The organism is Planctomonas psychrotolerans (assembly GCF_008642235.1).
Classification (GTDB): Bacteria; Actinomycetota; Actinomycetes; order Actinomycetales; family Microbacteriaceae; genus Planctomonas; species Planctomonas psychrotolerans.
On the sequence record NZ_SJEV01000001.1, the window covers coordinates 1,621,496 to 1,633,818 of the forward strand.

General features: G+C 68.6%; 8 protein-coding genes and 3 tRNA genes. 6 read left to right on the top strand and 5 right to left on the bottom strand.

Annotated features, from left to right (window positions below; genetic code table 11):
• Positions 1-5 precede the first annotated feature (5 nt).
• Positions 6-1,190 (top strand): AI-2E family transporter, encoded by a 1,185-nt coding sequence (locus EY822_RS07300; RefSeq protein ID WP_150307670.1) that lies wholly within the window; start codon positions 6-8, stop codon positions 1,188-1,190.
• Between the two features lie 150 nt (positions 1,191-1,340).
• Here the strand turns inward: EY822_RS07300 and EY822_RS07305 are convergent.
• The 3 genes from EY822_RS07305 to EY822_RS07315 form a co-directional block, all read right to left on the bottom strand.
• Positions 1,341-1,413, bottom strand: a tRNA-Phe gene (locus tag EY822_RS07305).
• Positions 1,414-1,510: 97 nt separating this feature from the next.
• Positions 1,511-1,584 (bottom strand) — tRNA-Asp (locus tag EY822_RS07310).
• Between the two features lie 41 nt (positions 1,585-1,625).
• Positions 1,626-1,698: transfer RNA gene (locus EY822_RS07315), tRNA-Glu, on the bottom strand.
• A gap of 362 nt (positions 1,699-2,060) precedes the next feature.
• Here EY822_RS07315 and EY822_RS07320 point away from each other — a divergent pair.
• Entirely contained in the window at positions 2,061-3,392 is a 1,332-nt protein-coding gene (locus tag EY822_RS07320) for a M23 family metallopeptidase (protein WP_150307671.1), read from the top strand.
• 3 nt (positions 3,393-3,395) lie between these two features.
• Complete coding sequence (locus EY822_RS07325; protein ID WP_150307672.1) at positions 3,396-4,859, top strand: C40 family peptidase; 1,464 nt, start codon at positions 3,396-3,398, stop codon at positions 4,857-4,859.
• Between the two features lie 750 nt (positions 4,860-5,609).
• Here EY822_RS07325 and EY822_RS07330 read toward each other — a convergent pair.
• Entirely contained in the window at positions 5,610-7,106 is a 1,497-nt protein-coding gene (locus tag EY822_RS07330) for an HNH endonuclease signature motif containing protein (protein ID WP_150307673.1), read from the bottom strand.
• A 776-nt stretch (positions 7,107-7,882) separates the two neighbouring features.
• A complete protein-coding gene (locus tag EY822_RS07335; RefSeq protein ID WP_150307674.1) occupies positions 7,883-8,374 on the bottom strand; it encodes an inorganic diphosphatase in 492 nt (163 codons plus the stop codon).
• A 49-nt stretch (positions 8,375-8,423) separates the two neighbouring features.
• Here EY822_RS07335 and EY822_RS07340 point away from each other — a divergent pair, with 49 nt between their 5' ends.
• From EY822_RS07340 to ftsH, 3 genes are all read left to right on the top strand, one after another.
• The gene (locus EY822_RS07340) at positions 8,424-9,569 is read left to right on the top strand and encodes a tRNA lysidine(34) synthetase (protein ID WP_150307675.1); all 1,146 of its coding nucleotides are present in this window, start codon (positions 8,424-8,426) and stop codon (positions 9,567-9,569) included.
• A gap of 16 nt (positions 9,570-9,585) precedes the next feature.
• Positions 9,586-10,137 carry a hypoxanthine phosphoribosyltransferase gene (hpt, locus tag EY822_RS07345; protein ID WP_150307676.1) on the top strand — a complete coding sequence of 184 codons (552 nt, stop codon included), beginning with the start codon at positions 9,586-9,588 and terminating at the stop codon, positions 10,135-10,137.
• Between the two features lie 191 nt (positions 10,138-10,328).
• On the top strand, positions 10,329-12,323 hold the full coding sequence (gene ftsH / locus EY822_RS07350) for an ATP-dependent zinc metalloprotease FtsH (RefSeq protein ID WP_150307677.1): 1,995 nt from the start codon (positions 10,329-10,331) through the stop codon (positions 12,321-12,323).

The following is a 12,323-nucleotide window of genomic DNA, read 5'->3' on the forward strand; positions in this document are numbered from 1 at the left end:
GCAGCATGGCTCTCCCGGACACTTCGCAGCAGCGACCCACCGTTTCATCGATGATGACCGATCACCTCGGCCGCGTCGGTGTGCGCAGTGGGCAGATTCTGCTCGCCCTCATCCTCGCGACCGTGGTCGTATACGCGCTCATCCAGCTCAAGCTCGTCGTGATCCCGATCCTGATCGCGTTGATCGTCGCTGCGGCGGTGGGCCCCGTCGTCAACTGGCTCATCCGCCACCGCTTTCCGCCGGCGCTTGCGACTGCGCTCGTGATGATCTCCGGTGTCGCGATCTTCGGTGGGGTCCTCACGCTCATCGTGTTCGCCGTGCGGAACCAGTGGGGCGAACTCATCGAGTCCGCCTCCGAGGGCGTCGATCAGTTGATCGGATGGGCGAGCGACCTGCCCATCCCGGTCGATGCGGCCCAGATCCAGGAGGCGCGGGACGCGGCGATCGACTTCGTCACGAGCAGCCAGTTCGGCTCCGGAGCGCTCGCGGGCGTGTCGGTCGCGACTCAGCTGGTGACGGGGCTGCTGCTCGTGCTGGTCATCCTGTTCTTCTTCCTGAAGGACGGCGGCGCCATGTGGCGCTTCTTCCTGCGGCCCTTCCCGGGCTACCAGCAGAAGCGGGGGGAGCGCATCGGACACACCTCGCTCACCACCCTCGGTGGCTACGTGCGGGGCACCGCGATCATCGCGCTCGTCGATGCCGTGGGTATCTACATCGGTCTGCTGATCCTGCAGGTGCCGCTCGCCCTTCCGCTTGCGGTCGTCGTATTCATCGGTGCATTCATCCCGCTGATCGGAGCCACGCTGGCCGGTGTGCTCGCTGCACTCGTCGCCCTGGTGGCGAACGGTCCGACGACGGCCCTCTGGGTCGTGGTCGTCATCATCATCGTCAACCAGCTCGAGGGGAACCTGCTGCAGCCGATCGTCATGGCGCAGTCCCTCAAGCTGCACCCGCTCGTCGTCCTGTTCGCGCTGACGGCGGGTACTATTCTCGGCGGCATCATCGGAGCCGTGCTGTCGGTGCCGCTGGCCGCCGTGACCTGGGCGATCATCAAGGTGTGGAACAGGCCGGAGGACCGGGCCACGAGTCCCGAACTCGAGTCGAATCCGGATCCGGGTCCGGAGACTCCCGTGCTGCAGCCGACGCCGCGAGGCCGCCGCGGCCGTGCGACGCAGGCGCTGCGCCGCTGATCCGTTCCGTCGAGCATTCGCCGAGAGGCCGGGAAACCTACGGGTTTCACGGCCTCTCGGCGTTTCCCGGGGCCGAGCTGCCGCTCCGGGTGTCGAACAGATGAAAAACGTCCCGGCGCGTGGAGCGCCGGGACGTAAGGGTGAGGTGTGTGGCTGGACGCGGCATCGATCCGCGGACCTTTCGATTTTCAGTCGAACGCTCTACCAACTGAGCTACCCAGCCAGAGAATGCGTGACCCGGACGGGCGGTGCATCCTCTAAGGAAAAGAGCCCTTCCTCTCGAAAGGCCATGCCTCACCAGAAAAACGGGCTCTTCCTTGCGACCCTGACCGGACTTGAACCGGCGACCTCCGCCGTGACAGGGCGGCGCGCTAACCAACTGCGCTACAGGGCCTCGATATGGAAACCAAGTGCATATTAAATTGTATTGGTGCGTGACCCCAACGGGATTCGAACCCGTGTTAACGCCGTGAAAGGGCGCCGTCCTAGGCCACTAAACGATGGGGCCGTGATGGCTAGACATCATTGCTACCGAGGCAAAAGCATACGGGTGCGCGCAGGTTTTGCCAAACCGACGCCGTCGGAGACCGATCCGGCCCTCGGAGAGCGCGACGAATCGCGGCGGAACGGGCGCAATATAGACCCCTCGACGGCTCGGATCGGCCATCCGATTCCGCCTCGCAGCGGGACGTGCACGGGTCTCGGCGCGGGGTCGGATCAACAAAAATGGTCGGAAATCGGCGTTCGCTTGTTACTGTGGGATGCGTCGCCTCGGCGACACCCGGTCGGCGCGCCCCGAAAATGGGGGCGACAACTGTTATCAAAGTGTGCTCGAATGTCGAGTACCAACTCCTGAGGAGCCATATACCCATGCACAGCGACACGCCGGGCGAGGCGCCACGCCACGTTCCTTCGTGGTCGCGTCGTGGCTGGTCGGCTGTCGTCGCCGGAGTCGCATCCGTCGCCCTCGTGCTCGGTGGTGCCATCGCTCCCGCCTCCGCTGACGAGTACCCCTCGTGGCAAGAGGTGCAGGAGGCGATGACCAGCAAATCCGCTCAGGCCGCCCTGGTGAGCCAGGTGCAGGCCGACCTCGCCGCGCTGAAGACCGAGGTGGCGGATGCCACCGCCCTGGTCGAACAGCGCGGGCAGGATTACCGCGAAGCGCAGCAGGCCGTCGACGACAAGTCGTTCGAGGCGAGCGAGCTGCAGCGGCAGGCCGACGAAGCCGCCGCCTCCGCCGGCGACTCGAAGGAGCAGGCCGGGATGCTCGCGGCTCAGCTCGCCCGCACCGCGGGTAGTGACCTGAGCGGCAACCTCTTCATGAGCGGGAGTCGCGGCGCCGACGACCTGCTCTACCAGCTCGGTGCGATGAGCAAGCTCACCGAGAAGACCGACCGCATCTACGCGAACGCGGTGCAGGACCAGAACACGGCCCAGGCGCTGGGCGACCAGGCCGTCGTGGCGAAGGACCAGCTGGCGGCTCTCGCCAGCGCAGCCCAGGAAGCGCTCGACGCCTCCGTGGCAGCGCAGACGGCGCTGGAAGCCAAGCAGGCGGAACAGGAACAGCACCAGCTCGACCTCGAGGCCCAGCTCCGCGTGCTCACCGATCAGGCCTCGGTCACCGAGGCGCAGTACCAAGTGGGGGAGCGCAAGCGCGCCGAAGAGCTCGCGCGACAGGAGGCGCTCCGCCAGCTGGCCGCCGCATCCTCCGCAGCCTCGGGCGTCTCCGGTCCGGTTTCTCCTCCCGGAGCCGTGAGCGCGGCCGGCTGGGCCGCCCCCCTGGGCGGAGCATTCTCGAGCGGCATCTACGGCAATCGCTTCCACCCGATCTACAAGCGCTACATCTTCCACGCCGGCGAGGACCTCGTTTCGGGCAGTACCTGCGGCGCACCCCTGTACGCGGCGGCCGCCGGAACGGTGACCTACTCCGGCCTCAACGGCGGCGTGCGGTCGGGATACGGCTACTACATCAGCATCGACCACGGCAACGGCCTGTCGACCGCCTACGGTCACATCATGCCGGGCGGACTCCTCGTGGGCGTCGGCCAGCAGGTTTCGGCCGGGCAGAACATCGCCCTTGCGGGAACCAGCGGCGGATCCACCGGGTGCCACCTGCACTTCGAGGTCCGGATCAACGGTTCCTCGATCGACCCGGTGCCCTTCATGGGTACGCGCGGCGTGCGGATCACGTCGACCCGCTGACGCATGAATTCGTCCCGTCCCGCGATCTTCGCCGCCTCCGTGCTGTCGGTGGGCGCGCTGGCGGCCGTGGGTGGCGTGGTGGCCCCGGCGCTGGCAGCCCCGGACTATCCGTCCTGGGGAGACGTGCAGGATGCCAAGAACTCGGAAGAAGCGACGCGAGCGTCCGTCGCCGAGGTCACCGGGCTTCTGGTCGGCCTGCAGCAGGCCGCCGACGCGTCGGGTATCGAAGCGCTGAAGAAGGGCGAGCTGTACGCCCAGGCGAGCGTCGCCCTCGACGAGGCCGCACTTCGACTGGACACGCTCACGGAGCAGGCCGAGGTCGCCACCGACCGCGCGGTCACCTCTCGGATGCGCGCCGGTCTGCTCGCGTCACACCTCGCCCGCTCCGGTGGTGCCGACATGTCATTGCAGCTGCTGCTCAATTCGGCCGACGCCGATGACATGCTCTACTCGCTGAGTGCGGCGAGCAAGCTCTCCGAGTCGAACCAGGCGACCTACGCCGAGGCGCTCGCCGACACGAACACGGCGCGATCGCTGGGCGATCAGGCATCCATAGCGAGGGAAGAGCTCGAGGAGCTCGCCGAACAGGCGGAGCGCACCCTGGCCGAGGCGGATGACGCAGCCCGTACCGCTGAGGCGGCTCTCGCCGAGCAGAGCCGCAACCGCGACGAGCTTCTCGCCCAGCTCGCCCTGCTGAAGGACACGACCGCAGAGGTCGAGGGCGCCTACATCGAGAGTCTGACCCGACCGCCCGTCGTCGTGCCGGAGGAGGACGGATCCGCGTCCGGCGGGACCGCGCCGCTCGATGCGGCGACGGAGCCCGTTCCGGCTGCACCCGCCGCACCCGCTGCCCCTTCTTCGCCGCCCGTTCCGCGACCCGCGGCGCCCGCGCCGGCTGCTCCTTCCGCTCCGCGACCCGCGGCTCCGGCTGCTCCCGCGCCAGCTCCGGCACCCGCTCCCGCACCTGCTCCTGCGCCCGTTGCACCGGCACCGGCGCCCGTCCCTCCTGCCCCGGCGCCAGCGCCCGTCGCACCCCCTCCTGCTCCGGCGCCCGCGCCTGTCGCGCCGCCCGTCGTCCAGCCGAATCCGGGTATTGCGCAGGGCGCTATCGACTTCGCCCGCCGCCAGATCGGTCTGCCGTATCAGCTCGGTGGAGCGGGCCCGAACACCTGGGACTGCTCCGGGCTCATGATGAAGGCGTTCGGGAGTGTCGGGATCTACATCGGCACGCACTCGGTGACCAACCAGTACAACACCCTGAAAGCGCAGGGCAAGCTCGTGCCGTTCAGTCAGCGTCAGCCCGGCGACATCATCTTCTGGGGATCGCTCAACGGTTCCAAGTACCACGACGCGATCTACATCGGAGGCAACTCGATCATCGCTGCGCCCAAGCCGGGCGACTTCGTGAAGCAGCAGTCGCTCTGGGGCAGCGACATCGTCCCCTACGTCGGTCGCCCCGCCGGCTGATCCGCCCCACCTGCGCCCCCTCGGTCCTTGCGGCCGTCGAAGGGGCGCACGGACCCGCTCCCTGACCCCAACACGGTCCTGAGCCTGTCGAAGGGCCGCACCCGTACGGTCCCTGAGCCTGTCGAAGGGACGCCGCCCCAACATGGTCCCTGAGCCTGTCGAAGGGACGCCGCCCCAACATGGTCCCTGTGCCTGTCGAAGGGACGCCACCCAACGGTCCCTGAGCTTGTCGAAGGGACGCAACGGGTTGCGGTCGTGTGGGGGTGCGGAGGTGGCGTGCTGGGGCTCCGCCCATAGATGCCCACCGACCCCCGAGCCCCACCACGCCACCTCCGCCCCCGACTCCTCGGATCACGCCCGGTTCACGGGTGCACGGGAAACTTGAGAGGGCACGGTCCCTGAGCCGTTCACGATCCCTGAGCTCGTCGAAGGGACGCTAGCCGACCGCGCCCCTTCGCTTCGACAGGCTCAGCGACCGTGACTCGAGATCGCGACGTCCGCTGCGGTCCCTGAGCCTGTCGAAGGGACACAATCGAAGGGGACGTAACGCGCACGGTCCCTGAGCTTGTCGAAGGGACGCATGCGCACGGTCCCGCCGCTTCGACAGGCTCAGCGACCGTGACTCGAGATCGCGACGTCCGCTGCGGTCCCTGAGCCTGTCGAAGGGACACGACCGAGCGGACGCAAGGCTCACGGTCCCTGAGCTTGTCGAAGGGACGCTGGCAGCGCGGTCCCGCCACCTCGACAGGCTCAGGGACCGTGGCTACCGACGCGACTCCCCCGGTGTGGGAGCTGGTCGGGTGGGGTGTCGAGTCGGTCGAGGAGTCGGGTGCGGGACTTGGTGGCGGGTCGCCACTTTCCGAAGTACTCGATCCATGGTGGCGGCTTCACTTCGGGGACACCGTGTCGCATCCGGATCTGCCACTGGGAGGTGTCGATGGTGCGGTGATGGAACCAGCACAACAGCACACCGTTGTCCGGATGCGTGGGCCCGCCGTCCCGGTCAGGGATCACGTGGTGGATCTCGCACCATCCGGCGGGGATGGTGCAGCCGGGGATGACGCACCCGCCGTCTCGGAGGGAGATCGCGCGTCGTTGCTGTGGGGTGAAACAGCGCTCCGGTGAACCCAACTGCACGATCCGCCCCTCACTCGTGAGGACGACCTTTTGGATGCCACCGGTGCATACCATCTGCCGTACCGTGCGCATCGATACCGGGCCCTCGACGCGGTCGGACCAGCCGGCACCTCGGTTCGCTTCTAGGTCCTCCGCCCGGACCGATACCAGGACGGTGGGTGCGGCACCACCGATCTCGGGTGCCTGGCCACTTCTCGCCATGGCGTCGATGATCGCGACGAAGATGTCATGCCGCTGCTGAGCGGGCGTCCGTGGGTCTTTGCCGCCTTCCGCTTCCGCGGCTGCCCGCTCTTCTTCGGTCATGAACGCGGGTGCGGTGGTCGGGGTCAGGTACGCGTCGAACAGAGTCTTCACCCGACCTCCGGCTTCCGTCATGAGCCGGAACGAGCCATGCAGCAGCCCGTTGCGTTCTGGGCCGAACCGGAAGTCCCGCACCGCCATCGCCCGGTCCTCTGCCGGATCGAGACCGTCCGGGTCGAGCTTCGCCTGCCACACCCCCACCATCACCCGAAGCGAGTCCGCTGACGCAGGCACAGTCGAGTCAGGGCCCGTGCCGCTTGCCGCGGCGACCAACTCGGTCTCCGCTTTCCTCAGCTCGTCGAGAGAGCCGTGGGCGAGGAGCGGTGTGAGGCCCTTGGTGATGACCGTGGCGGCGTCGATGCCGATCCGGCCGTCCTCGACCGCGCCAGCGACGAGATCGAACCGGGCGTGCGTGCGGTCGCCACCCGGGAACGGGTCGCGACGAACGTCATTGGCGAGCACCACCCGGCGGCGGGCCGTGGTCCCTGCGACCTGAGTGAGCTGCTCGATCAGATCCGCCGGGGTGCGGCAGCCGCGGGACACAGCCAGCCCACGCGCGCCCCGGGACGGACGGGAACGGTCAGCGATCTCTCCCGCCAAAGTCACACGTAGAGCGTCGACGCGGCGCCCGAGACGCTCGACCTCGGTCATCAACGCGACGGTCTGTTCGTCCGAGAGGTTGGGAGTCGTCGCGCATGGGAGACCGGTCGCGCATGCGTCCGTGAGGTAACGCAGCAACGCGATCGGGTCACCGTCAGCGGGCGGCGGTGGCGGGCCCTCTCTCAGCTCCGGTGCGGTCGGGATGTTCATGGATCAAGGTTCCAAAGCACCCCCGACACTGGTATCGAACTTCTGGGGATAACCATGGTCTGTGGAGGAGAGGTACCCGCGCCTGCCCGGTTGCGTCCCTTCGATGGGCTCGGGGACCGTACGGTTACGTCCCTTCGACAAGCTCAGGGACCGTGCGGTTGCGTCCCTTCGACGGGCTCAGGGACCGTGGGGTTGTGTCCCTTCGACGGGCTCGGGGACCGTACGGGTGTATCCCTTCGACGGGCTCAGGGACCGTGGGGGAGTCCCTTTGATGGGCTCGAAACCGCGGGGGTGTCCCTTCGACGGGCTCCGGACAGTGGGGGTGTCCCTCGACAGGCCCGGGGACCGTACGGGTGTATCCCTTCGACGGGCTTAAGGACCGTGGCCTCGTGAGTCACCCGTCCACGCCGGGAACCGGGCGTCGCCCGAGGAGTCGGGGGCGGAGGTGGCGTGGTGGGGCTCGGGGGTCGGTGGGCATCTATGGGCGGAGCCCCAGCACGCCACCTCCGCACCCCCACGCGACCGGACCGTTGCGTCCCTTCGACGAGCTCAGGGACCGCGTTGGGACAAAGTGGCGCAAACTCGTGACGGGCTTGGGGACCGTCGGGTGGCATCCGCGCCCGAACGAGGCGAAACACCCGGCACCGTGACCTTCGGTGATCGCTTCGGTGCTCAATCGCCGACCCATCGGGCGGTTGAGTGCGCACTGACCGGAGCGAACTGCACGACCAAGCGCGCGCGGCCAACACTGCGACCAGCAGCGCGGGGGAGGGCGCCTAGTGGCCCTCGGCGGCGAGCTTCGAGATGCCGTCCTGAACGATCTTCTCCGCCTCGGCGGCGTCGGCCCAGCCCTCGGTCTTGACCCACTTGCCGGGCTCGAGGTCCTTGTACCGGTTGAAGAAGTGCTCGATCTCGTCACGGGTCTGCGACGGGATGTCATCGAGGTCCTGGATGTGCGACCAGCGCGGGTCCTTCGCCGGCACGCAGATGACCTTCGAGTCGATGCCCGCCTCATCCGTCATGTTGAACACGCCAACCGGACGCACCTTCACACCCACACCCGGGAACACCGGGTACTCGAGCAGCACGAGCGCGTCGACCGGGTCTCCGTCGAGCCCGAGGGTGTTCTCGAAGTAGCCGTAGTCGGTCGGGTAGACGAAGGAGGTGAACAGCACACGGTCGAGGTAGACGCGTCCGGTCTCGTGGTCCACCTCGTACTTGTTGCGGCTCCCCCGGGGGATTTCGATGACGACGTCGTAGCTGGCCATGCGGATGCTCCTCGCGAAGGGGGGTGGGGTACTGCAATAACGTTAGTGGATGCCCTCGGAGCGTCCCCGCTTGACCCCCGCGATCGCCGATGTGCGGCGAGCAGTGCGTACGGCTCTCGCCTCCGCCGACCTCCCCGCCGGGTCCGTGCTCCTCCTGGCGCTGAGCGGCGGGCCGGACTCCACCGCGCTGGCCGCGGCGACCGCCTTCGAGGCTCCCCGCGCCGGCTTCCGCGCGGGCGCCGTGATCGTCGATCACGGGTTGCAGGCTGAGTCGGCGTCGGTCGCCGATCGCGCGGCGGCGGATGCCCGCGCTCTCGGCCTCGATCCCGTGCTCGTGCGACGGGTGACCGTGGATGCGACCGGACAGGGACCCGAAGCCGCCGCCCGCGATGCGCGATACGCCGCGCTGACCCGGGCGTGTGCGGAGACCGGGGCGGCCGCGGTGCTGCTCGGCCACACGCTCGACGATCAGGCCGAGACGGTGCTGCTCGGGCTCGCGCGCGGATCCGGCGCCGGCAGCATCCGCGGGATGGCGGCCGCCACGGCCTTAGAGGCACCAGCCGCGACCGCGTCCGCGACGGCCCTTGCGGCGGAACCGGAACCGGCGCCCGCCGCACCCACCCCACCCGCCGCACCCACCGCACCGACCCCACCCGCGGGCGCCGCAATCCTCCTCCGTCCGCTCCTCGGGATCCCGCGGGCGACGACCGTCGCCTTCTGCGCGGAGGCCGGCCTTCAGCCCTGGCTCGACCCGCACAATGCCGACCTCGCGTACGCGCGGGTGCGGGTGCGGACCCGCGTGCTGCCCGTGCTCGAACGCGAACTCGGCCCCGGGATCGCCGCAGCCCTCGTCCGCACGGCCGAATCCCTGCGCGAGGACGACGACGCGCTCGACTCGCTCGCCCGCGAGTGGGCGGAGGAGATCGTCGGCCTCACCGCCGACGGCAGCCTCACTCTCGACGTGGGCGGACTCGCCTCCAACCCCGCGGCGCTGCGCCAGCGCATCGTCCGCTTCGTGCTGCTGAGCGAGTACGGCGTCTCGCTGAGCCGCGCGCACACGCTCGGCGTCACCGCGCTCGTGACCGACTGGCACGGCCAAGGGGCGGTCGCACTGCCAGGCATTAGTGTGGAACGGCGCGAGGGCATGCTGGTATTCACGCCCGTCGCCGCCCCCGATCCGCTCCCGTCGACCTGAAGGACGCAACACGCACATGGAAACGAGCGCCATCGCCGGCGACCTCAGCGAGACGCTGCTCACCGAAGAGCAGATCCACGCGAAGCTCGCCGAGCTCGCCCGACGCATCGAGGTCGACTACGCGGGCGAGGACGTGCTGCTGGTGGGCGTGCTGAAGGGCGCGGTCATGGTGATGGCCGACCTCGCGCGGGAACTGCGCATGCACCTGAACATGGACTGGATGGCCGTGAGCTCGTACGGCTCGGGCACCCGCTCCTCGGGTGTCGTGCGCATCCTGAAGGACCTCGACGCCGACCTCACGGGCCGGCACGTGCTGATCGTGGAAGACATCATCGACTCCGGCCTCACCCTCTCCTGGCTGGTGGGCAACCTCAGGTCGCGCGGCCCCGCATCCGTCGAGGTGTGCGCGCTGCTGCGCAAACCCGAAGCGGCGAAGGTGCAGGTCGACGTGAAGTACGTCGGCTTCGACATCCCGAACGACTTCGTCGTGGGATACGGCCTCGACTACGCGGAGCGCTACCGCAACCTCCGCTCGGTGGCCGTGCTCGCCCCGCACGTCTACAGCTAACACCCGCCGGCCTCGCGCCGCGATCGCCCCCCCCCCCGCGAAGCCCCTAGTGGCAGGAGCACGGGACGTCCGGGACCCCGCTACCCCTGAAGCGAACACCCACGGGTTCCGCAGTGATCCGCAGGTACCATTGCAGACGCCGCACCGAGCGGCGTGGGAAGAAAGGTGCCGGGCGCAGTGCCCGAACGCTCATGAACTTCAAGAAGATTCTCCGCAGCCCGATCCTGCTGGTCGTGCTCGCCGTCGTCGGCATCTCGATCGGCTTCAGCCTTCTCACCGGATCGGGTTTCCGTGCGGTCACCACGCAGGAGGGCCTCGAGCTGCTGGAGGAGGGTGCGGTCTCGTCCGTCAAGATCGTCGACGGCGAACAGCGCGTCGACCTCACGCTCCGGGAAGCCGATGGCGAGAACGGCACGGCCGTTCAGTTCTATTACGTGACGCAGCGCGGAGAAGAAGTCCTCAACGCGGTCAACGAGGCGAATCCCACCAACGGATTCGACGACGAGGTACCGCAGCCGAGCTGGCTGCTGTCCGCATTCAGCATCCTCCTCCCCCTGCTGCTCATCGGGTTCTTCATCTGGATCATCTTCTCCGGCATGCAGGGCGGCGGTAACCGCGTCATGCAGTTCGGCAAGAGCAAGGCCAAGCTCGCCTCGAAGGACAGCCCCAAGGTGAGCTTCGCCGACGTGGCGGGGTCGGACGAGGCCATCGAGGAGCTCGAGGAGATCAAGGAGTTCCTGAAGGAACCGGCCAAGTTCCAGGCCGTGGGTGCCCGCATCCCGAAGGGCGTGCTGCTGTACGGCCCTCCCGGCACGGGAAAGACGCTCCTCGCCCGCGCGGTCGCCGGCGAGGCGGGCGTACCGTTCTACTCCATCTCCGGATCCGACTTCGTGGAGATGTTCGTCGGTGTCGGCGCCAGCCGGGTGCGCGACCTGTTCGAGCAGGCCAAGACCAACTCCCCGGCCATCATCTTCGTCGACGAGATCGACGCCGTCGGCCGTCACCGCGGCGCCGGTGTCGGTGGCGGTAACGACGAGCGCGAGCAGACGCTCAACCAGCTCCTCGTCGAGATGGACGGCTTCGACGTCAAGACCAACGTCATCCTGATCGCCGCCACCAACCGCCCCGACGTGCTCGACCCCGCGCTTCTGCGCCCGGGCCGGTTCGACCGCCAGATCGGCGTGGACGCCCCCGATCTCGCCGGACGCAAGCAGATCCTCGAGGTGCACGGCAAGGGCAAGCCGCTCGCGGCCAGCGTGGATCTCGAGGTGCTGGCCCGCAAGACCCCCGGATTCACCGGCGCGGACCTCGCGAACGTGCTGAACGAGGCCGCGCTGCTCACGGCCCGCTCGAGTGCCCAGCTCATCGACAACCGCGCCCTCGACGAGGCCGTCGACCGCGTGATGGCCGGTCCTCAGCGGCGCAGCCGCATCATGCGCGACCACGAGAAACTCATCACCGCGTACCACGAAGGTGGTCACGCGCTCGCGGCGGCGGCCATGCGGCACACCGACCCCGTCACCAAGGTCACCATCCTTCCCCGCGGTCGCGCTCTCGGGTACACGATGGTGCTGCCCCTCGAAGACAAGTACTCCGTCACGCGCAACGAACTGCTCGACCAGCTCGCCTACGCGATGGGCGGGCGGGTCGCCGAGGAGGTCGTCTTCCACGACCCCACGACGGGCGCATCGAATGACATCGAGAAGGCCACCTCCATCGCGAGGCGCATGGTCACCGAATACGGCATGAGCGCGAAGGTCGGATCGGTCAAGCTCGGGTCCACCTCCGGCGAGCCCTTCCTCGGCCGCGACCTCGGCGGCGGCCGGGACTACTCGGAGAACATGGCGCTGCTCGTCGACGCGGAGGTCCGTGCGCTCCTCGACGAGGCGCACGACGAGGCCTGGGCGGTCATCAACGACAACCGCGACGTGCTCGACCGCCTCGCGACGAGCCTGCTCGAGAAGGAGACGCTCGACCACAACGAGCTCGCCGAGATCTTCGCGACCGTGCGCAAGCTCCCCGAGCGCCCGCAGTGGCTCTCGAGCGACAAGCGCCCGCTGTCCGACCTTCCCCCGGTCGCGGTGCCCGCCAAGGCGCCGATCGACTCGGAGATCGTCGACGGCGGAGTCGATTCCGAGCCCGCGAAGCCGAAGCGAGTGAGCCGGCCCCGTCCCGCCACGGCATAG

Coding starts and splice junctions, on each gene's coding strand:
- EY822_RS07330 (WP_150307673.1), bottom strand. CDS start 7,106: ATGAACATCCCGACCGCACCGGAGCTGAGAGAGGGCCCGCCACCGCCG.
- EY822_RS07335 (WP_150307674.1), bottom strand. CDS start 8,374: ATGGCCAGCTACGACGTCGTCATCGAAATCCCCCGGGGGAGCCGCAAC.
- EY822_RS07340 (WP_150307675.1), top strand. CDS start 8,424: ATGCCCTCGGAGCGTCCCCGCTTGACCCCCGCGATCGCCGATGTGCGG.
- hpt (WP_150307676.1), top strand. CDS start 9,586: ATGGAAACGAGCGCCATCGCCGGCGACCTCAGCGAGACGCTGCTCACC.
- ftsH (WP_150307677.1), top strand. CDS start 10,329: ATGAACTTCAAGAAGATTCTCCGCAGCCCGATCCTGCTGGTCGTGCTC.
- EY822_RS07300 (WP_150307670.1), top strand. CDS start 6: ATGGCTCTCCCGGACACTTCGCAGCAGCGACCCACCGTTTCATCGATG.
- EY822_RS07325 (WP_150307672.1), top strand. CDS start 3,396: ATGAATTCGTCCCGTCCCGCGATCTTCGCCGCCTCCGTGCTGTCGGTG.
- EY822_RS07320 (WP_150307671.1), top strand. CDS start 2,061: ATGCACAGCGACACGCCGGGCGAGGCGCCACGCCACGTTCCTTCGTGG.